The organism is Salinivibrio sp. IB282 (assembly GCF_001995685.1).
GTDB classification, from domain to species: domain Bacteria; phylum Pseudomonadota; class Gammaproteobacteria; order Enterobacterales; family Vibrionaceae; genus Salinivibrio; species Salinivibrio kushneri.
On the sequence record NZ_MUET01000015.1, the window covers coordinates 19,222 to 39,448 of the forward strand.

General features: G+C 51.7%; 17 protein-coding genes. 12 read left to right on the plus strand and 5 right to left on the minus strand.

All coding sequences use genetic code 11. The annotated features are described in order from the left end of the window. Window positions 1-117: 117 nt before the first annotated feature. From prfC to BZG14_RS04990, 8 genes are all read left to right on the plus strand, one after another. A complete protein-coding gene (prfC, locus tag BZG14_RS04960; RefSeq protein WP_077486520.1) occupies window positions 118-1,707 on the plus strand; it encodes a peptide chain release factor 3 in 1,590 nt (529 codons plus the stop codon). A gap of 144 nt (window positions 1,708-1,851) precedes the next feature. Further along, complete coding sequence (locus BZG14_RS15555) at window positions 1,852-1,998, plus strand: hypothetical protein (protein ID WP_155522567.1); 147 nt, start codon at window positions 1,852-1,854, stop codon at window positions 1,996-1,998. Then, a complete protein-coding gene (locus tag BZG14_RS04965) occupies window positions 1,991-2,761 on the plus strand; it encodes a TatD family hydrolase (RefSeq protein ID WP_077486521.1) in 771 nt (256 codons plus the stop codon). The genes BZG14_RS15555 and BZG14_RS04965 overlap by 8 nt, the downstream gene beginning before the upstream one ends. A gap of 210 nt (window positions 2,762-2,971) precedes the next feature. Continuing rightward, the gene (locus BZG14_RS04970; RefSeq protein ID WP_077486522.1) at window positions 2,972-4,258 is read left to right on the plus strand and encodes a NupC/NupG family nucleoside CNT transporter; all 1,287 of its coding nucleotides are present in this window, start codon (window positions 2,972-2,974) and stop codon (window positions 4,256-4,258) included. 162 nt (window positions 4,259-4,420) lie between these two features. Beyond that, window positions 4,421-4,591: a XapX domain-containing protein gene (locus BZG14_RS04975; protein ID WP_069362770.1), complete on the plus strand. Its 171-nt coding sequence runs from the start codon at window positions 4,421-4,423 to the stop codon at window positions 4,589-4,591. A gap of 366 nt (window positions 4,592-4,957) precedes the next feature. Then, window positions 4,958-5,734: a deoxyribose-phosphate aldolase gene (gene deoC / locus BZG14_RS04980; RefSeq protein ID WP_077486523.1), complete on the plus strand. Its 777-nt coding sequence runs from the start codon at window positions 4,958-4,960 to the stop codon at window positions 5,732-5,734. A gap of 83 nt (window positions 5,735-5,817) precedes the next feature. Next, the gene (deoA, locus tag BZG14_RS04985; protein ID WP_077608147.1) at window positions 5,818-7,149 is read left to right on the plus strand and encodes a thymidine phosphorylase; all 1,332 of its coding nucleotides are present in this window, start codon (window positions 5,818-5,820) and stop codon (window positions 7,147-7,149) included. Between the two features lie 11 nt (window positions 7,150-7,160). After that, window positions 7,161-8,381: a phosphopentomutase gene (locus tag BZG14_RS04990; protein ID WP_077608148.1), complete on the plus strand. Its 1,221-nt coding sequence runs from the start codon at window positions 7,161-7,163 to the stop codon at window positions 8,379-8,381. A 90-nt stretch (window positions 8,382-8,471) separates the two neighbouring features. Here the strand turns inward: BZG14_RS04990 and BZG14_RS04995 are convergent, their stop codons facing one another. Continuing rightward, window positions 8,472-9,056: an AhpA/YtjB family protein gene (locus tag BZG14_RS04995; RefSeq protein WP_077486526.1), complete on the minus strand. Its 585-nt coding sequence runs from the start codon at window positions 9,054-9,056 to the stop codon at window positions 8,472-8,474. 129 nt (window positions 9,057-9,185) lie between these two features. Here BZG14_RS04995 and serB point away from each other — a divergent pair, with 129 nt between their 5' ends. Continuing rightward, a complete protein-coding gene (gene serB, locus BZG14_RS05000; protein ID WP_077608149.1) occupies window positions 9,186-10,157 on the plus strand; it encodes a phosphoserine phosphatase in 972 nt (323 codons plus the stop codon). Between the two features lie 125 nt (window positions 10,158-10,282). Here serB and BZG14_RS05005 read toward each other — a convergent pair whose 3' ends face one another. Further along, a complete protein-coding gene (locus tag BZG14_RS05005) occupies window positions 10,283-12,640 on the minus strand; it encodes a PilZ domain-containing protein (protein WP_198532019.1) in 2,358 nt (785 codons plus the stop codon). A 124-nt stretch (window positions 12,641-12,764) separates the two neighbouring features. Here BZG14_RS05005 and radA point away from each other — a divergent pair, with 124 nt between their 5' ends. Then, on the plus strand, window positions 12,765-14,141 hold the full coding sequence (gene radA, locus BZG14_RS05010; protein WP_046075145.1) for a DNA repair protein RadA: 1,377 nt from the start codon (window positions 12,765-12,767) through the stop codon (window positions 14,139-14,141). 111 nt (window positions 14,142-14,252) lie between these two features. Here the strand turns inward: radA and BZG14_RS05015 are convergent, their stop codons facing one another. The 3 genes from BZG14_RS05015 to ettA all read right to left on the minus strand — a co-directional run bounded on the left by BZG14_RS05015 (window position 14,253) and on the right by ettA (window position 17,575). Then, window positions 14,253-15,257, minus strand: a complete 1,005-nt coding sequence (locus BZG14_RS05015; RefSeq protein WP_077486529.1) for a M23 family metallopeptidase — start codon at window positions 15,255-15,257, stop codon at window positions 14,253-14,255. A 49-nt stretch (window positions 15,258-15,306) separates the two neighbouring features. Then, the gene (locus BZG14_RS05020) at window positions 15,307-15,687 is read right to left on the minus strand and encodes a PilZ domain-containing protein (RefSeq protein ID WP_069362779.1); all 381 of its coding nucleotides are present in this window, start codon (window positions 15,685-15,687) and stop codon (window positions 15,307-15,309) included. Window positions 15,688-15,907: 220 nt separating this feature from the next. After that, the gene (gene ettA / locus BZG14_RS05025; RefSeq protein ID WP_077458796.1) at window positions 15,908-17,575 is read right to left on the minus strand and encodes an energy-dependent translational throttle protein EttA; all 1,668 of its coding nucleotides are present in this window, start codon (window positions 17,573-17,575) and stop codon (window positions 15,908-15,910) included. A 225-nt stretch (window positions 17,576-17,800) separates the two neighbouring features. On the opposite strand from ettA, the gene sltY reads away from it, so the two are divergent. Both sltY and trpR read left to right on the plus strand, forming a co-directional pair. Further along, window positions 17,801-19,816 carry a murein transglycosylase gene (gene sltY / locus BZG14_RS05030; RefSeq protein ID WP_077608151.1) on the plus strand — a complete coding sequence of 672 codons (2,016 nt, stop codon included), beginning with the start codon at window positions 17,801-17,803 and terminating at the stop codon, window positions 19,814-19,816. 41 nt (window positions 19,817-19,857) lie between these two features. Beyond that, complete coding sequence (gene trpR, locus BZG14_RS05035) at window positions 19,858-20,178, plus strand: trp operon repressor (RefSeq protein ID WP_077608152.1); 321 nt, start codon at window positions 19,858-19,860, stop codon at window positions 20,176-20,178. Window positions 20,179-20,227: the final 49 nt, after the last annotated feature.

Genomic DNA, 20,227 nt, shown 5'->3' on the forward strand with positions numbered 1-20,227 from the left:
AAGTCAGATTTGTGAATTGAAGCTGACTACAAGATCAGCGAAAATACGCCACCTTTGTGAATGACCCTCTCAGCTGGCGCCTGATTGCCGCCTGAAGCCAACAAGAAGATAACCTCTATGTCAAATACACTGCTGCAACAGGAAGTTGATAAACGCCGCACGTTTGCGATTATCTCGCACCCAGATGCGGGTAAAACCACCATCACCGAGAAGGTGCTGTTATTCGGACGTGCTATTCAAACGGCGGGAACCGTGAAAGGGCGTGGCTCTAACCAACATGCCAAGTCTGATTGGATGGACATGGAAAAAGAGCGTGGTATCTCGGTGACCACCTCGGTGATGCAATTTCCTTACAACGACTGCTTAGTGAACCTGCTTGATACGCCAGGGCACGAGGATTTCTCGGAAGATACGTACCGGACACTGACCGCGGTCGATTCGTGCTTAATGGTGATTGATGCGGCGAAAGGTGTCGAGGATCGTACCCGTAAGCTGATGGAAGTCACCCGTTTACGCGATACTCCGATCATTACCTTTATGAACAAACTTGACCGTGATATTCGCGACCCAATGGAGCTGCTTGATGAAGTAGAAAGTGAGCTCAATATTGCCTGTGCGCCGGTATCGTGGCCGATTGGTTGCGGGAAAGGCTTCCAAGGTGTATACCATATTCATCGTGACGAAAGCATTCTGTATCAATCAGGCCAAGGCCATACTATTCAGGATGCGCGTATCATTAAAGGCTTGAATAATCCTGAGTTGGATGAGGCGATTGGTGCAGACATTGCGCAAGATTTGCGTGACGAGTTGGAACTGGTGATGGGCGCGTCTCATGCGTTTGACCATGAACTGTTTTTAAGCGGTGAACTCACGCCTGTTTTCTTCGGTACCGCACTGGGTAACTTTGGTGTGGACCATATGTTGGATGGTCTGACCGAGTGGGCACCCAAGCCCATGGCGCGTCCAACCCATGATCGTGACGTCAAGGCTGACGAAGAGAAGTTCTCCGGCTTTGTATTTAAAATTCAAGCCAACATGGATCCACGCCACCGTGACCGGATTGCCTTTATGCGTATTGTCTCTGGGAAATACCAGCAAGGGATGAAACTGCGTCATGTGCGCCTCGGTAAACAAATCAATATTTCCGATGCGGTGACCTTTATGGCAGGAGATCGGTCACGGGCTGAAGATGCGTTTGCGGGTGATATTATTGGCTTGCACAACCATGGCACCATTCAAATTGGCGATACCTTTACTCAAGGAGAAGATCTGAAATTTGCGGGGATCCCGAATTTTGCCCCAGAGCTTTTCCGTCGGATCCGTCTCAAAGATCCATTGCGCCAAAAGCAGCTGCTTAAAGGTTTGATTCAGCTGTCTGAGGAAGGAGCCGTACAGGTGTTCCGTCCTTTGCAATCAAACGATTTAATTGTCGGTGCGGTCGGTGTCCTCCAGTTTGATATGGTAGTGGCACGCTTGAAAGCCGAATACAACGTGGATGCCTTGTATGAGCCGATTAATGTCGCCACCGCGCGTTGGGTAGAGTGTGGTGACGAGAAGAAGCTGGATGAATTTCAGCGTAAAAACCAAGCGAACTTGGCTTTGGATGGTGGCGACAACTTGACGTACATTGCGCCGACCATGGTGAATCTAAACCTCACGCAAGAGCGCTTCCCGGATATTGATCTCAGAGCGACCCGCGAACACTAAGCGGGGGAGAGGGTGGGATCGCCCGGTGTGATTACAAACGTGCACCGGATAGCGATGACGCTCTCCTCTTTCACGCCATGCTATACTGCCGTCTGTAACTAGACGGCTTTTTAATGGCATAAAGTTGACAAAGCAAGGATGCCGATGATGATAGCGAGGATTAAACGTTGGGTGGCACATTACGATGCCTGGTGTCAGCGAATGGGGCTTGGCGAGGATAACCGTCGCAGCTGTGTGCCTATCAAGCGTTCAGAAAAAACATCATCGACACCAACGTCTCAGCATGATTGATACGCATTGCCATTTTGATTTTTCTCCGTTTCGTGAGTCACCAGAGTCGTACTGGCAGGCGGCGCGCGAAAAGGGCGTGACGCGGATGGTGGTCCCTAGTGTTAGCGAGGATAACTGGTCGGCGGTGCTGTCACTGACTGAACGCCTGCATGGTGTATATGCAGGATTGGGACTACACCCATGTTTTCTCGATGCTCACACGGACACCAGCCTGGATAAACTGGAACGGGCATTGAGCGCGCGTCCTGGGCGCTGTGTTGCCGTCGGGGAAGCCGGGCTCGACTTTGTTGTCGCGAACCAAAATACCGCTCAGCAGCGCCAGCACGCGCTATTGGAGGGGCAGCTTTGGCTCGCACGTCACTATGATCTCCCCATCATTCTACACAGCCGCAAAGCGCATAACCCATTATTACGCGCGGTTAAAGCCTATCCAGGGATACGCGGGGTGTTACATGCGTTCAGTGGCAGTGAACAGCAGGGTAAACAGTTTATTGATGCGGGCCTGATGCTCGGGGTAGGCGGCACCGTCACCTATTCTCGCGCGCAAAAGACCCGCCGCGCCATTGCTCAGCTACCTTTGGATCACCTCGTCCTTGAAACCGATGCCCCCGACATGCCTTTGGCCGGATTTCAAGGAAAACCGAACACCCCCTCTCAGGTATTAAGGGTTGCTGATGTGGTTGCAGAGTTAAAAGGCTGTGATAAAGATCATCTCATGACCGAAACATCAGACAACGCTGAAAGATTGTTTGGCTTTGATTGAGCGGGAATGGGCAAAAGACAAACGTTTGCGGTTGCATAAGCTCACAAAACTAGATCAAAGTCATACTTATTGATGCATTACAAAATAGTTTTACAGCGAACTGTGATTGGAATATTACTTTAATGTGACTGCGATGCGTATAATCCCTCCCCGGAAGCCAAATTCCACTTTGTCGAGACGCCAACTTTTTACCTTGAGGATGCCAATATTATGAGCCTGCTGATGAGCGTGATCGGGATGGTTGTACTGCTAGGGATAGCTGTTCTTCTTTCCGATAACCGCAAAGCCATTAACCTCCGTACCGTGGGTGGCGCATTTGCTATCCAACTCTTTTTCGGTGCTTTCGTACTCTATGTCGATGTCGGACGCGACATTCTGTACGGCGCATCACAATACGTTGCTAACGTCATCGCATACGGTGACGAAGGGATCAGCTTCATCTTTGGTGGGCTGGTTTCTGACAAAATGTTTGAACTGTTCGGCGGTGGCGGTTTCGTCTTCGCACTGAAAGTTCTTCCTGTCATTGTCTTCTTCTCCTCACTGATCAGCGTGCTTTACTACCTGGGTATTATGCAGGTTGTGATCAACGTGCTCGGTGGTGGTCTGCAAAAAGCACTGGGTACCTCACGTGCCGAGTCCATGTCAGCAACGGCTAACATCTTTGTTGGACAAACTGAAGCGCCCTTGGTGATCCGTCCATTCGTACCTCGCATGACGCAGTCAGAGCTGTTCGCGGTCATGTGTGGTGGTTTGGCCTCGGTTGCCGGTGGCGTACTGGCCGGTTATGCCTCTATGGGGGTTCCGCTTGAGTACTTGATTGCGGCATCATTCATGGCCGCACCAGGTGGTCTACTGTTTGCGAAAATTATCAAACCTGAAACCGACGAGCCGGTTGAGCAGATGGCTGACGCGACCGCTGAAGGTGCAGAGAAGCCAGCGAACGTGATTGATGCAGCCGCAGGCGGCGCTTCATCAGGTATGCAACTGGCGCTTAACGTTGGTGCGATGCTACTTGCGTTCATTGGTTTGATTGCCCTGATTAACGGCATGCTAGGCGGTATCGGCGGCTGGTTCGGTTACCCAGATATCACGCTGGAGCTGATCTTGGGTTACCTGTTCGCCCCGTTTGCATTCCTTATCGGTGTGCCATGGGAAGAAGCGGTGGTCGCAGGCTCTTTCATCGGTCAGAAGATCGTGGTTAACGAATTCGTGGCTTACCTGAACTTCACGCAATACCTTGGTGACGGTGCGCAAGTTGTTGCAGCAACAGGCATGGAAATGACAGAGAAAACCAAAGCGATTATCTCGTTTGCTCTGTGTGGTTTTGCGAACTTGTCATCGGTGGCCATTTTGCTTGGCGGCCTCGGTGGTCTGGCGCCTAGCCGTCGTCCAGAGATTGCACGCTTTGGTGTGAAAGCGGTGATCGCTGGTACCTTGTCTAACTTGATGGCGGCGACCATTGCGGGCCTATTTGTCACCTTGACGCTGGCGGGCTAATCGTCTCATCGCGATAGCACACCGTGTTAAGCAAAACGCCACACAGACTGCCTGTGTGGCGTTTTTTTATTGGGCTTACGTTATGAGTATGCTTCAACCACCCGTCCTTGCTGAGGGGTGTATACTCATCAATAGAGGCTTGTGACAACATAAGGTAAAACCATGCAGGAAATTCTTCTCGCCCTCGTGGCCGGCTTTTTAGTGGGCGTATTGTTTAGTGCGATCAAACTCCCCATCCCCGCACCGCCTGTCTTATCCGGGGTGATGGGCATTGTCGGGGTGTATTTGGGCGGCGTCGGCTATCAGTGGATTGTGGCGCGTTTTTTCAGTTAGAAAGATTGGTTCCACCGCGCAACAGTGTATTTTTCAACATAAACGGTAAAATCTAGTTTTGCTGAAACGGCGTTGGTAAAATAAGTGAACGCCGTCAAAGTTTGCTGGCGCCACAATCCTTATTTTCCTCTCATGGTTAGCAACAAGGTGTGGCTAGCCCAATCAGAAACGTCCAACGGCGAAACCGCAAATACCCAGGTATTTGCACGCGGCAACAAGGATGGTTGGTTGAAGGCGGCGCGATGTCCAGCCTCAAACTTCATGGAGCCAAGTCCGCTGAGCAATGACCGGAAAACAAAACCGGTTGTTAATACAGTGGCCAACCCGATACCTGTTTGGCAAAAGAATGAGGACTGGAGATAACTAATGAACGAATTACAAACCGCGGCCCTACGCGCACTAAAACTGATGGATCTGACCACACTGAACGATGATGATACCGATGAAAAGGTGATCAGCCTGTGTCAGAACGCGAAAACCGCCGTTGGCAACACAGCAGCAGTTTGTATCTATCCGCGCTTTATCCCTATCGCCAAGAAAACACTGCGCGAACAAGGCACGCCAGAGGTGCGTATCGCTACCGTGACCAATTTCCCACACGGCAATGATGATATTGATATTGCGGTGGCAGAAACCAAAGCCGCGGTGGCATATGGCGCCGATGAAGTCGATGTGGTGTTCCCGTATCGCGCGCTGATTGCGGGTGACGAACAAGTGGGTGCTGAGCTGGTCAAACAGTGTAAAGCCGCATGTGGCAGCGACGTATTACTTAAAGTGATCATTGAAACCGGTGAGCTGAAAAGCGAGGCACTGATCAAGCGCGCGTCTGAGATTGCTATTGATGCAGGTGCTGACTTTATTAAAACCTCTACGGGGAAAGTGGCGGTGAATGCCACCCCTGAAGCGGCGGAGATCATGCTCAACGTGATCAACGATAAAGGCGTTGCAGAACGTGTTGGCTTTAAGCCAGCCGGTGGCGTGCGCACCGCAGAAGACGCGCAACAATACCTGGCGATGGCCGATCGCATTCTCGGCGACCAATGGGCCGATAACCGCCACTATCGTTTTGGCGCATCTAGCTTGTTGGCGAACTTACTCCACACCTTGGGTGAAGGCGAAAAAGCGGCTGAAGGTGGCTATTAATCAAGTTGCCACTCACCCAAACAGTGGGGCGATCGAGGGTCGTGTACTCGGTCGCTCACGTATTGAGCTAGTAAGGAGGATGCATGATCTTACCTCAGGAAATTATTCGTAAGAAGCGCGACAACATCGCGTTAAGCAAAGAAGAAATTTATTCTTTCATCCAGGGTGTGGCGAACGATTCGGTGTCGGAAAGTCAAATTGCTGCGTTTGCGATGGCGATTTACTTCAATGATATGACCATGGATGAGCGTGTGGCATTGACCTGTGCGATGCGCGATTCCGGTATGACCATCGATTGGTCACACATGCATTTTGATGGCCCCGTCGTGGATAAGCACTCGACAGGGGGCGTTGGTGATGTAACCTCGTTAATGCTGGGCCCTATGGTGGCGGCATGCGGCGGTTATGTGCCGATGATTTCAGGTCGTGGCTTGGGCCACACTGGGGGCACGCTGGATAAGCTGGAGTCGATTCCTGGCTATAACATCATGCCAAGCAACCAAGTGTTTGGGGAGGTGACCCGTGACGCCGGTGTCGCCATCATAGGGCAAACCGGCTCGTTAGCGCCTGCGGATAAACGCGTGTATGCCACCCGTGACGTCACGGCCACGGTAGATAATATTTCTTTGATCACCGCGTCGATTTTGTCGAAAAAACTGGCCGCAGGCCTGGATGCCTTGGTCATGGACGTCAAGGTGGGATCGGGCGCGTTCATGCCAACGTATGAAGATTCAGAGGCGTTGGCCAAATCGATTGTGGGAGTGGCCAACGGCGCTGGTACTAAAACCAGTGCCTTGCTGACGGACATGAACCAAGTGTTAGCCTCGTCGGCAGGCAACGCTTTAGAAGTGAAAGAAGCCGTTGATTTTCTCACCGGGCGCTACCGTAATCCACGTTTGTACAATGTGACCATGGCGCTATGCGCTGACATGTTGGTGGTCAGTGGACTGGCAACCGATGTGAATCAAGCAAAACAAAAATTGGATCAGGCACTGGACAGCGGTCGCGCTGCCGAGTGTTTTGCCAAAATGATTGCAGGGCTAGGCGGGCCGGCTGACTTTGTTGAGTCGCCGGATCAATATCTGGCGACTGCATCCGTGATCAAACCTGTCTATGCCGAGCAATCAGGCATTGCCAATGCCATGGATACACGGGCATTGGGCATGGCTATTATAGAAATAGGTGGTGGCCGTCGGGTTGCCAGCGATAAAATTGATTATGCCGTTGGGTTGAACGAAATGATTCGTCTGGGGCAACAAGTGGATGAGCACACCCCGCTCGCCATGCTCCACGCTCAGACTGAAGAGCAATGGCAACAAGCGGCGAATGCGGTGCGAGCCGCAGTGAAAGTCGCTGATGAGGCGCCGAGTGCAACACCAGACGTTTATCGTCGCATCAGCTTACAAGACGTCTAATGGAGGCGATCATGAAACGCGCAATTGTATTAGTTTTAGACTCATTTGGTATTGGCGCCACTGAAGACGCCGTCAAATTCGGTGACCAAGGTGCAAACACCTTGGGCCACATTGCTCAAGCGTRTGCGAAGGGCGAAGCGGATAATGCGGATCGTCAAGGCCCCTTGTCTTTGCCTAACATGACCAAGTTGGGCTTGGGTAAAGCGTGTGAAGAGTCGTCAGGTTACTTCCCAGAAGGCTTAGACTCACATGCAGAGATTATCGGTGCCTATGCGCACGCCAAAGAGCTATCTTCTGGTAAAGACACCCCATCTGGCCACTGGGAAATTGCTGGTGTGCCTGTGTTGTTTGACTGGGGCTACTTCTCAGACTTAACCAACAGCTTCCCGCAAGATCTGCTTGATCGCATTGTTGAGCGAGCGGGTGTGCCTGGCTATCTTGGTAACTGCCATGCGTCGGGCACTCAAGTGCTGGACGATCTGGGCGAAGAGCATATGAAAACTGGGAAGCCGATTTTCTACACCTCAGCGGACTCGGTGTTCCAAATTGCGTGCCATGAGGAAACCTACGGGCTCGATAACCTGTATGAGTTGTGCCAGATCGTGCGCGAAGAGCTGGAAGACTATAACATTGGTCGCGTGATCGCCCGGCCTTTCATCGGGCCAGCGAAAGGCCAGTTTGAGCGCACCGGTAACCGCCGTGACTTGTCTGTCGAGCCACCTTCTCCTACCGTGCTCCAAAAGCTGGTGGACGAAAAAGGAGGTGATGTGATCTCGATTGGTAAGATTGCGGACATTTACGCGCACTGCGGTATCACCAAGAAAATCAAAGCCACAGGCTTAGAAGCGCTGTTTGATGCAACCAAAGACGCCATCAAAGAAGCAGGCAATAACAGCTTGGTATTCACCAACTTTGTCGACTTTGACTCGGCGTACGGCCACCGCCGCAACGTAGCTGGCTATGCCGCGGCGTTGGAATACTTTGACCGTCGCCTACCGGAAATCATGGACATGCTTGAAGAAGACGATGTGTTATTGCTAACGGCTGACCATGGTTGCGATCCAACCTGGCCTGGCACCGATCACACCCGTGAGCATATCCCTGCATTGGTTTACGGCAAAAAAGTGCCTGCGGGTTCACTCGGTCGCCGCGAAACGTTCGCGGATATTGGCCAGTCCTTGGCGGAATACTTTGATGTGTCGCCAATGGATTACGGCAAGTCGTTCCTATAACGCGTTGACCCCCTAGATAAAAAGAGATGGCGAACAGCCATCTCTTTTTTTATCTCGGTTTCTCGTACTGGTCGCCGTATTGTTGTCGCTTTACCAAGATACACGCGCAGAACGACGAGTGAGCATGAGCGTTAATAGCACCCCCAACAAGAGAGCAAGGCCAATGAGGAGCCGGAATTCGGTCATATTCGATTGCAGCTGTTTTTTGGCTTCATTGATAACCGAGTGATGCTCAACGGTGAGACGGAGAAACCCGACAATATCGCCACCACGGCTTATCGGCGTCATCAGCTGCTGTCGTCCTTGGCTTTCTAGCCCCAGTGGGGTGGTTAATCCGACGGCGGTTTCCAGTGGTAAAGCATTCGTTGAGCGCACCACAGGACTGCCGTTGAGCTGATAGAAGCTGGCATCACGGATCAGCGGCTCGGTTGCCAGTTCATTGGCCATGGTTTGCAGAGGCTGATAGTTCTTATCAACCAAGGCATCATAGGCTTGTACCCCCACCTGGCGGGTCATCAGCTGGGCTAATTGATCGGTTTGCTGATACAGCGCTTGATACTGGCGCTGGCTGAGTGTGGTGCTGTAAAGCATTAAGGCGGCAATAGCACCGATCGTGGTGAGCAACATTCCCCACCAGGTCACCCGCCGTAGCGTTTTGCGCGAAATTGAAAACATACCTTCCTCAAGCCAGATAAACAGGATCAATTAGCACTGGAGCTTACTACGGTTTTTATGGTATCACAGCCTCATTGTGATTGATTCATTGACCAAGCTTGCTTGGAAGTCGAAAGGAAAATATTGACCATGGATAAGGCCACCCCCTTGGCAATTCACCGTTCACCGCAACTTTACCGCCGTTTCCCAACGATGACGACGTCTGCTTTCTCGCGCCGCCGGCAAGGGGGATGGATTGTGTTTGGTGAGGTCATCGACCCCCGTCAGCTCGACGATATCCGTTTTTTTACCGGTGATGACGTTGAGGTCGTCGACGGCTGGCGTGTTGGGCCGTATGAGGTGTTATTGATCCGCGGTGAACTGACGGATGAACATCGTACCGTGATTGACGCACTCGCGCTTGACTGTGCCGATTTACAGGCCCTGCCGGATTTAAGCAGACCTGGTTTGGCGGTGTTTGACATGGACTCCACCGCAATAGAGATAGAGTGTATTGATGAGATTGCGGCACTCGCTGGGGTTGGAGAGGCGGTGTCTGCGGTTACCGAGCGTGCCATGTTGGGCGAACTTGATTTTGAGGCGAGCTTACGTCAACGCGTGGCGGCCTTGAAAGGCTCTGACGCGGCGATACTTGAGACAGTGAAAGCGCAGTTGCCGTTGATGCCAGAAATGGCGGATCTCGTGGCCAGCTTAAAAGCCCACGGCTGGTATGTGGCGATTGCCTCTGGCGGTTTCACCCATTTTTCTGATCACCTACAGCAGCAATTAGGCTTGGACTATGCGGCGTCAAACCAGCTTGGGGTCAGAAATGGTCAATTGACCGGCGAAGTAGACGGGGCAGTGGTGGATGCACAACGAAAAGCGGATGTGTTGACCATGTTGGCGCAAAAGTACGATATTGCGCCGGAGAACACCTTAGCCGTTGGCGATGGCGCCAATGATCTGGCGATGATGGAGGCCGCTGGCCTTGGTATTGCCTATCATGCGAAGCCCAAAGTCAATGCGAAAGCGCAAGCGGCGGTCAAACATGCGTGGTTGGGCGGTGTGTTGTGTGTGCTCTCTGCCAGTATTCGTGATCGGATTAGCTGGCAGCCACGCTAATAAGCGCAACCTTGTGGCACCCACTTGGTGTGGCACCCACTTGGTGTGGCACCTACTGGATGCCGCTCTCTCTTTGCTATTGCCGCGGTCGATATCGTGCCGATTCATTCGTGCGTCGCCTGCGGCTATCGCCCCAGGCGCATTAGCACTTCATCGGTGACATCGACCAACTCACCGTAGGCACACAAGGCAACAAATTCGTCTTCCAGTTGGCGTGCTTTGTGGGTATCGCGTTTGAGCAAGCTGGATAACTGGGTGGCATCAATATCTTGTTCAGCATGGGCCAGCGGTGTCATCCGATTGCGTAGCACGGCAAACGCCCCGCCTTTTTGCGCCAACTGGATGAACTTACGTCTCGCGTCGTCAGATTCAAACTCACTATCGGAAAAGGTATGCACCGCACGCACCTTATCATCTTTCATGTCTATCCAGACAAAGTACTCGCGTACCAGCTCTTTCAGAGGCTGCGAGGGGCGTGTGACTTCATGGGTACGGGTGAGAATCTTATCCCCGAACACCGGGTAAAAAGACAGTTGGCGACCGCCGCCTGCGCGCTCGAGAAAGCGGTGCAAACGACTGGGAGGCAGGTTGATACCCACTGCAGGCACCGACAGTACACCGTTATCACGTCGAACAAAATAAGGCTGCACGGTTAGGCGCGTGAGCAGCAACTGGTGCATGGCCCAAATCAAGGGAGGATCGGGCAAACGTTCATCCAGCACGGTCAATTTGTCGAGGTTGTGCTCAATCAAGCGGCGAAGATACTGGCGACGACGGGTGTTGGGCGCTTCAGTGGTGAGCTTGAGTTGAATATTATCGCGTTTGGGGCTCACTCGAATCACCTGATACGGCATATCGACTAACGGTGCGCGCGGGTCAATATTGACAAACGCATCGAGTGATACAGACACCAAGTCATCTTTCGCCCCTTGAAAAGGCTGCGCCAGTTTCAGGTTCAAGCCCCCCGAGGAAAAATCGACCAGCCTTCCCTTCAGCGCCCCCTGTTCTGGATGCACCAATGAGACCTCAGATCGATAGGCATAACGTGGTTCACGACGTTGGGGCTGCCTATCAGATGAGATTAACTGTGCCGCGCACACTGGATTACGTTGGTGTAAAAAGCGTCGCAAGGCTTGACTGGATAACGACGGTTTGGGGTGGGATAAATAACTATCCTTGCTTTCGGTATGAGTCACATCTTGCACCAACGCGACGTGTGTGAGGGTTTTTAATGTGTTAAGCCAGTCCGGAGATACATCTTGCAAACGCTCAATGTCACCCGCATTAATGGCTGACATGGTCACCTTCAACACCCGCCATGAAGGACGCTTGGCACCCAGTTGCCAGAACAGGTGGCGCTCATCTTCGCTCATTTCGCTGGGCGAGGCAGAATAGAAGAAACGCTGCTTGTCTTTCTCTACATAAAAGCAATATAACAATAGCTGGCTGGTTGACGCTCCTTCCACTTGCAGTAACGCCAAACGCTTTGCATCAAAAATATGATTAATGACGGGTTGATTGCGGCTGTCGTGCCAGTAATCCCATAGCTCCCGATTTTGCCGCGTTTGTAATACGTACTCTAATTTGTCTTGCGCAAAGTAAAGCGGTAGCACACTGGTATGGTGCAAAAAGGATTGTTCATAGCTTTGCAGCTTGAGGGTGAGTAGCTTGTCCTCACCATCTTGTTTGCCACGAAAGTCGGGTGAGGCCATTTCTGTATCGAGCGCTTGCTTAATCGCGTCACTGCTGGTGTCAAGCCGCAGCCGCAACCACACGCTATTGGTGGACTCTTTGTTTTGATCGACGCCAATAATACGATAACTCAACCCTTGCTCAAGATCGGGATCTTGATACTTTTGCCCCAGCGCGGTGAACTGCACTAATACTTCAGCGCTAGGCGGATAATCGAATGCTGCCGGGACACGCACTCGGCACCCTGAATTAGACAAGTCGCTGGTGACCCCATGTACCTCATACCCAGTATTCAGTGTTATTAATACTTGGGTAGCAAAATGGATGCGGCTTTCACTACGCGCTAAATAACGGCCAAAGGTGAGTTTCTCGGGTAACAATGCCGCTTGGGCCGTATCACTGACTGGGCCTTTTCCTTGTTGCTGAGTGTGTTTCTCTTGTTCGTGTTTGACGCGAAAGTTATTAGGGGTGTTGTGCAAATCTTCCCACAAGCCTTGGGTCATTTGCCCATTGTATAAAGGCAAGCGCTCGTAATAGTGGTTAATCGCCACATCATCCAGCCAATGTGTTTGGCCGTTTAACTCGTATTGATGACATTCACCATCGACTTTGCCACGCAGATCGATGGCACGATTGCATGGCGTCATTAAACGTCTGATCTCCATTTTGATCAGCAGTTTGGCAGAGCTTGGCTCGTTAGCGGTGAGCTTATCGAGCAGCACCTCAAATTTGGGGGTTTGGGACATCGGAAGCAGCTGCTCAATCAGTCCCTGGTAATCATCCTGCTTCATGGCAAAGTCTGGTAAAGTATTGTCCTTAATATAATAACGGCACCGATTCGAAAAAGTGTCGGAATAATTAATAAGATAGCAATCATTTTGTGAATTAGCTGACATCATACGTCTTGGAGAGCGAATGGCAAAAACAAAACGAGCCTACGTATGTAACGACTGTGGCGCGGATTTTCCCCGTTGGCAAGGGCAGTGCTCAGCCTGTGGCGCGTGGAACACCATTACAGAGGTGAGGCTAGCGGCGTCGCCTCAGGTCGCGCGCAATGAAAAGTATGCCGGGTATGCAGGTAGCGCCGAGGGGCAAGTCCAAACCCTGCAGGATATCGACCTACAAGAAGTGCCACGCCTGAGCAGTGGTTTTAAAGAGCTGGATCGTGTGCTCGGCGGGGGGATCGTCCCAGGGGCCGCTATTTTGATTGGTGGTAACCCGGGCGCAGGGAAAAGTACCTTGCTATTGCAAACCATGGTGGGGCTCGCACACCATTTGCCGACCTTGTACATCACAGGGGAAGAGTCATTACAGCAAGTGGCGATGCGCGCCGATAGACTCGGGCTTGCCAAAGACCGCTTGAAGCTGTTGTCAGAAACGGGTGTGGAAACCATCTGTCAGGTGGCCAAAAAAGAACAACCGAAAATCATGGTGATTGACTCGATACAGGTGATGCATGTCGCGGATGTGCAATCCGCGCCCGGCAGCGTGTCACAGGTACGGGAGTCTGCCGCGGCATTGACTCGTTATGCCAAACAACACAATGTGGCGATTTTTATGGTGGGGCATGTGACCAAAGATGGCACGCTGGCCGGCCCCAAGGTGCTGGAGCACTGTATTGATTGTTCTATTTTGCTTGATGGCTCCAGCGATAGCCGTTTTCGCACGCTACGCAGTCATAAAAACCGCTTTGGGGCGGTCAATGAGCTTGGCGTGTTTGCGATGACAGGGCAGGGGTTAAAAGAGGTCAGTAATCCCTCCGCCATTTTCCTTTCACGTGGTGAGGAGCAAACCTCAGGTAGCTCGGTGATGGTAGTGTGGGAAGGCACTCGCCCTCTATTGGTAGAGTTACAAGCCTTGGTCGATTATTCACAATTGGCCAATCCACGCCGAGTGGCGGTGGGACTAGAGCAAAACCGTCTTGCCTTACTTCTGGCCGTTCTACACAAACATGGTGGGCTGCAAATGTCTGACCAAGATGTGTTTGTTAATGTGGTTGGTGGGGTTAAAGTCACCGAAACCAGTGCCGATCTTGCCCTGCTTTTAGCGCTGATTTCGAGCTTTAGGGATCGCCCGCTGCCGAGAGAGCTGGTGGTCTTTGGCGAAGTCGGCTTGGCGGGAGAAATTCGCCCAGTGCCAAGTGGGCAAGAGCGCTTGATGGAAGCGGCAAAACATGGCTTTAAAAAAGCAGTCGTGCCCAAAGCCAACTTGCCGAAACAGCGTATTGAAGGGATGACGGTTTATGGCGTTAGCAAACTCTCCGACGCCCTGGATGTGCTAGAAGACTTGTAGTCGTGCGCAAGTACCAATAGCGAAGTGGTGGGCGATGATACGGCCCGTTGATCGAACAAAGGCGCTCGGTTTTATCATCGCTCTACTACCTCTACGACTCTATTATTTCTACTACATTGAGGCTTTTGTCGGTGTGGTTTGCACATCGGCTTCGCGCTGCTGGGCGGTGCTCAGTGGCGGCTCAGCGTCGGGCATATTGGCGACTTGTACCTGAGTTTCGACCAAATTTTCCACTACCGCGACTAAATGTCCCCAACTGACGCGCTTCTCGTTTTCGAGCAAGGTATCAAACTGCTCAGCACTCCACTTAATAAACCGGCGCGGATTCAGCGCTCGTCCTAAAAAGCGGACTTCGTAGTGCAAATGAGGGCCAGTGGATAAACCCGTGTTACCCGACCAGGCAATCAAGTCGCCTTTCTTTACAAACTGCCCACTTCGCACATTAAACTTATCAAGATGGGCGTAGAGGGTCATAAAGCCAAACGCGTGATCAATTTTTACAAAATTACCATAGCCTTTGCGGCGGCTGGGTCTGACATACTCCACCACGCCATCGGCCGGGGCATACACCGGGGTGCCGATGTCTGCGGTTAAGTCTAACCCCATGTGGAATTTTTCTTTGCCCGTTACTGGGTGCGTGCGTGAACCATACCCAGATGAACGGCGATAATTTTGAATCGGTTTACCATTAGGAATGAGCTGAAGCATGGTGTAGCGCACTGCGGAGTTAATCGCCGCCACATCAAGCCGATGGGTCAGTGAGGCGTCTTTGGCCACCGATTGCAGCCCCAGCATATCTTCCACTGTCACCACGCGCTGCGTCAGTGCAGTCAGCTCGACATCTTTGTTCTCGATGGTTTGTGACAGCTCATCGCGTTTTTGTTGCAACATGGCCACTTCGTTATTCAATGCAGCACGCTCTTCACGTAACCGGTTAACCGCAGCTTCGGCTTCAGTGGAACGCTCGGAGAGTAAATAGAGGCTGGCAAAGGTCACGGTGAGAACGGCCAGCACGACTAACGCCAAAGTTTGCACTACCTTTTTACGGGTAGGGCAAAGCGTATAATGCTTCACACCATTTGGGTGTGAGATGGCGATATGAATATGATCTGTCATGACTGGTTACTGCTGGCCTGCGTTTGATACCGCCCATGACGATGTGGCGTTACGATTCTGACTCTGCCATTGGGTCGGTCAACTGCGCTAGCTCACGGTGAAGGAGTTCATCGTTGCCAACGTTGAGTTCAACAAGCCTTTTTAAATGACTGGCACTATCAATGTCAATGTGATCAATATAAAGATGGAGATAATTCTCGCAGTTATTGACCAGAATGCAGTCCATGTCTAATTCTACGTCAGAGTCATGCAGGTAAAAGACCAACGAGAATGCTGTGTGTTGCGGGTCTGCTTGCCAGTTCTCAGGACGGCTGAGCAACACACCCTTGAGAGACAAGTCGAGAACCTGCGCGTGCCACGCCTGTTCATCTTGCTTGAGTATCGCGGGGGCACGATACATCACGCGGGAAAACTTTCTACGCTCTGGCATGATCGCATCTCCTCAATCCTTTGAACTAAGTGTAGGCGATGCATGGCGGGCGACCTAATAATCTGCGCGGACGTATCGATTCTGAAACATTTTTTGGTGTTCTTGCGTAAGAAAGCGGACGGAGTGCGGTTTGTTGCGAGCCGCTTTACTTGCTAGGAGACAATTTACCTGCTGGGAGACAATAAAAAGGGCAGCGTTGGCTGCCCTCATTAGTGCGGCGTTACTTGGCAACGCGCTTGTATTTGATGCGGTGCGGCTCAGCCGCTTGTGCGCCCAGCGTTTTCTTCAACCAATCGGTGTATTCAGCAAAGTTACCTTCAAAGAAATTCACTTGGCCTTCATCACGATAGTCAAGGATGTGGGTGGCGATACGGTCAAGGAACCAGCGGTCGTGTGAAATCACCATGGCACAGCCTGGGAACTCGAGCAGGGCTTCTTCCAAGGCGCGTAGGGTTTCAACGTCCAGATCGTTGGTTGGCTCATCAAGCAGCAGGACGTTGCCGCCTGCTTTCAATAGCTTAGCCAGGTGGACGCGGTTGCGTTCACCGCCGGACAAATCGCCGATACGCTTCTGTTGATCGCTCCCTTTGAAGTTAAAGCGAGAGACATAAGCACGCGCAGGTAACTCAAAGTTATTGATGCGAATAATATCGGCACCTTCCGAGATCTCATCGTAAACGGTTTTGTTGTCGTCCATGCTATCACGGAACTGATCCACCGAGGCCAGTTGCACGGTGTCACCGACCTCTACGGTGCCTGCATCCGGTGTTTCGGTACCACTGAGCATTTTGAACAGTGTGGATTTACCGGCACCATTGGGACCAACGATACCGACGATAGCGCCTTTCGGGACACTAAAAGACAGATCGTCAATCAATACGCGATCACCAAATGACTTAGTGAGGTTGTTAACTTCAATGACTTTATCACCCAAGCGTGGGCCGGGTGGGATAAACAGCTCATTGGTCTCGTTACGGCGTTGGTAATCGGAGGTGTTAAGCTCTTCAAAGCGTGCCATACGCGCTTTTGATTTGGCTTGACGGCCTTTCGGGTTTTGACGTACCCACTCAAGCTCTTTCTCAATGGTTTTCTGGCGCGCTTTTTCCTGGGAGGCTTCTTGCTTCAAGCGCACGTCTTTTTGCTCAAGCCACGATGAATAGTTGCCTTCCCAAGGGATGCCTTCACCACGGTCAAGCTCAAGGATCCAACCAGCGGCGTTATCAAGGAAGTAGCGATCGTGCGTAATCGCCACAACCGTGCCGGTATAGTCGACCAAGAAGCGCTCTAGCCATGCCACTGATTCGGCGTCCAAGTGGTTGGTTGGCTCGTCGAGTAGCAGCATATCAGGCTTCTCGAGTAGCAAACGGCAAATCGCCACACGGCGGCGCTCACCCCCAGACAGGTTTTTGATTTGCGCATCCCACTCCGGCAGACGCAGGGCATCGGCGGCACGCTCTAGGGCGTTATCAAGATTATGCCCATCTTTGGCCTGGATCAGTGCTTCCAGTTCACCTTGCTCTTGCGCCAAGGCATCGAAGTCGGCGTCAGGATCGGCATAGGCCGCGTACACAGCGTCGAGACGCGTCAATGCATCTTTCACATCCGATACCGCCTCTTCAACGGTTTCCCGCACGGTTTTGTCTTCGTCTAGCGCTGGCTCTTGCGGAAGGTAGCCAATTTTAATGCCTGGTTGCACACGGGCTTCACCCTCAATTTCGGTATCGATACCGGCCATGATGCGCAATAGACTCGATTTACCGGCCCCGTTGAGGCCTAGCACCCCAATTTTGGCGCCTGGGAAGAAACACAAAGAAATATCTTTAAGAATTTGGCGCTTAGGTGGCACGATCTTGCTCACCCGCGACATGGTATATACGTACTCAGCCATTTCTGCTCACGCTACTCGTTGTGGTGTAAAAGACACTATTCTAACGTTAACTTTGCCAAGTTTAACAGTGATTGTCATATTCGGTGGGTAATATAGCCCATGGGCAGCAAACCATTTGCCAAGGCGCGAGGGAATTTGCTGATGCGATTGTTGTCTATTCGTTGTCACACATGCTGAATGTGACACATTCGTCACGGTGTTAATTGATTAGGAGCGACCTTTGACATGGAACGATTCATCGCTTTGTCCGGGCCTTTACGCAATGCATCTCACGCGGTGCGTCGTGGTGTCCGTGCCTTCTCCTGTTCACTGCGACCCGGACTTATTCTATGGGTTCTAGGGGCCGCTTTTTCTCCTTCTCTCGCGCTGGCGTCGGCGAGTCCAGACAGTGGGAAAATGACGCCTGCGCAGCGTCAATATGAGGCTGCTATTGATGCGATTGAGCGTGGTGAATTACGCCAATTTCGCCGCCTCAAAGCCAAGTTGCGTGATTATCCCCTTTATCCCTATTTAGATTACCGTGATTTTACTCGCAACCTTTCAGAAAAGTCGCCCACCTCGGTCACCAACTTTATTCAGCGTTACACCACCATGCCGTTTGCCAATAGTCTGCGTGCTGACTACCTGACACTACTGGCGAATCGAAAAGATTGGGACACCTTGGTCGCTTTCCAGCCCGATGTACCAAGAGGGGAGCGTTATCAATGCCAGTATTATTACGCTCACAGCCAGGCTGGCAATCGTGCATTAGCGCGCAGTGGCGCGAAATCACTCTACTTGTCTGGCCAATCAGTCGACAGTGCATGCGATCCCTTATTTGATTACCTCTCAGAGCAAAAGCAACTCACTGGTGATTTAATCTTGCGGCGGATGTTGCTGACCTTTGAGGGGCGCAATCGCAGCTTAATGCATTACCTACAAGATCAACTCCCCAACACTCACCAAGCGGTGGGAAAGCAAGTTATTGATCTTTATGACAAGCCTGAACAAGTTGCTGACTTTTCCAAGCGAAGCAAAGTGACACCCTTTAACCAAAAGCTGACTCGTCTTGCGGTTGAGCGACTGGCGCGTAAAGACGAAGCGCAAGCCATTCGCTATTTTCGTCGCACCGTAGAAGGGCAGCACTACGATAAAGGTGAACGACAAGCCATCGCTGATTATCTTATTGGCCAACTGATGAATGACGATGAGCCGGCGCTTGCGGGGTGGCGAGATCGTATGCTGAGACAAAGCGACGATGATGGTCTGCTCGAGCGACGGTTTCGCTTGGCGTTGGTGGAAGGTGATTGGCACGTATTGAATCAATGGCTTTCACTGCTCAGTGATGAGGCGAAACAATCACTAAAATGGCGATATTGGCAAGCGCGGATTCAGTTAGAGCTTGGCGACAGTTACGCGGCGAATCAGGCGTTTGAAACCCTGTTGGGTGAGCGCAATTTTTACAGTGTGGCTGCCGCTCAGCACCTAGAAAAGCCGATCCATATCCCTTCGCGTACTGCGGTGTTGAAAGAGGCGGGTCTGATGCCTATCAATGATGTGCTGGCGCGAGTCGATGAGCTGATTGCGCTTGATAAAATCTACGCGGCGAAGCGCGAGTGGTATTATGTGTTACAGCGCGCCAGTGATGAGCAAATTGCGCTCCTGGCCGCTTATGCCAATAAACAGCACTGGTATCATCTCGCAGTACAAGCCACCATTGCCGGAAAAATGTGGGACCACTTATCGTTGCGTTTTCCGCTGGCTCATCAGTGGTGGTTTGAGTTTTTCAGTCGCGAACGTGGGGTAGATAAAACCACATTGATGGCGCTGTCACGCCAAGAAAGTGCTTTCTTTACCCGTGCGGTCTCTCACGTAGGCGCGAGAGGCTTGATGCAATTGATGCCGCGTACTGCCCGTGAAACCTCGCGTCGGTTAGGGTTTGATTATCAAGGGCCGGCCAGTCTTAGCGATCCGGGCGTGAATATCCGCTTGGGCAGTGGTTATTTGAAAATGATGCTCGATCGCTTCGATAGCAACCGCGTTCTCGCTTTCGCGGCATACAATGCTGGACCACATCGAGTGAGCCGCTGGCTGGCACGTTCGAAAGGGCACATGGATGCCATTGCTTTCATCGAGTCGATCCCGTTTTATGAAACGCGCCATTATGTGCAGAACGTGTTGATGTTCGATATCTATTATCGCCAACTTTTAGGTGAGCCCGTGCAGTTTTTAAGAGCACACGAGTTGGCACAGCGTTATTAATGTTACAATCGCGACCATCACGTAAAGAGCGAGAGGAATCCATGTCGCAATCGCCTGTATTTTCTGGTTGGCAAGATGTTATCGCGCTAGTGCGCCGTGCTGGACAAGATGATAATGATGATGCCTTGTTGACGGCCTTACTGACCCCCGACGAGCGAGACACCTTGGTGGCTCGGATTAATATTTTGCATGAGTTATTAGAAGGGAGAATGAGTCAGCGCCAGTTGAGTCAATTATTGGGCGTGGGGATCGCGACCGTCACACGCGGCTCGAATGAGTTAAAGCGGATGGATGACGAGACCAAAAATTGGCTGGCTGATTTATTGAAACGTGAAGCTGAACAGTCCACTTCATCGACCTAATCAACAAAGCCTTAAATAGACAAACAACGGCGCCACAGGGCGCCGTTTT

What these genes read in the sequence shown, in the direction of transcription:
- BZG14_RS05020 (WP_069362779.1), bottom strand. Translation starts at nt 15,687, where the DNA reads ATGCCAGAGCGTAGAAAGTTTTCCCGCGTGATGTATCGTGCCCCCGCG.
- trpR (WP_077608152.1), top strand. Translation starts at nt 19,858, where the DNA reads ATGTCGCAATCGCCTGTATTTTCTGGTTGGCAAGATGTTATCGCGCTA.
- BZG14_RS05005 (WP_198532019.1), bottom strand. Translation starts at nt 12,640, where the DNA reads ATGAAGCAGGATGATTACCAGGGACTGATTGAGCAGCTGCTTCCGATG.
- deoA (WP_077608147.1), top strand. Translation starts at nt 5,818, where the DNA reads ATGATCTTACCTCAGGAAATTATTCGTAAGAAGCGCGACAACATCGCG.
- BZG14_RS04975 (WP_069362770.1), top strand. Translation starts at nt 4,421, where the DNA reads ATGCAGGAAATTCTTCTCGCCCTCGTGGCCGGCTTTTTAGTGGGCGTA.
- BZG14_RS04965 (WP_077486521.1), top strand. Translation starts at nt 1,991, where the DNA reads ATGATTGATACGCATTGCCATTTTGATTTTTCTCCGTTTCGTGAGTCA.
- BZG14_RS05015 (WP_077486529.1), bottom strand. Translation starts at nt 15,257, where the DNA reads ATGACAGATCATATTCATATCGCCATCTCACACCCAAATGGTGTGAAG.
- prfC (WP_077486520.1), top strand. Translation starts at nt 118, where the DNA reads ATGTCAAATACACTGCTGCAACAGGAAGTTGATAAACGCCGCACGTTT.
- BZG14_RS15555 (WP_155522567.1), top strand. Translation starts at nt 1,852, where the DNA reads ATGATGATAGCGAGGATTAAACGTTGGGTGGCACATTACGATGCCTGG.
- BZG14_RS04970 (WP_077486522.1), top strand. Translation starts at nt 2,972, where the DNA reads ATGAGCCTGCTGATGAGCGTGATCGGGATGGTTGTACTGCTAGGGATA.
- deoC (WP_077486523.1), top strand. Translation starts at nt 4,958, where the DNA reads ATGAACGAATTACAAACCGCGGCCCTACGCGCACTAAAACTGATGGAT.
- BZG14_RS04995 (WP_077486526.1), bottom strand. Translation starts at nt 9,056, where the DNA reads ATGTTTTCAATTTCGCGCAAAACGCTACGGCGGGTGACCTGGTGGGGA.
- ettA (WP_077458796.1), bottom strand. Translation starts at nt 17,575, where the DNA reads ATGGCTGAGTACGTATATACCATGTCGCGGGTGAGCAAGATCGTGCCA.
- radA (WP_046075145.1), top strand. Translation starts at nt 12,765, where the DNA reads ATGGCAAAAACAAAACGAGCCTACGTATGTAACGACTGTGGCGCGGAT.
- sltY (WP_077608151.1), top strand. Translation starts at nt 17,801, where the DNA reads ATGGAACGATTCATCGCTTTGTCCGGGCCTTTACGCAATGCATCTCAC.
- serB (WP_077608149.1), top strand. Translation starts at nt 9,186, where the DNA reads ATGGATAAGGCCACCCCCTTGGCAATTCACCGTTCACCGCAACTTTAC.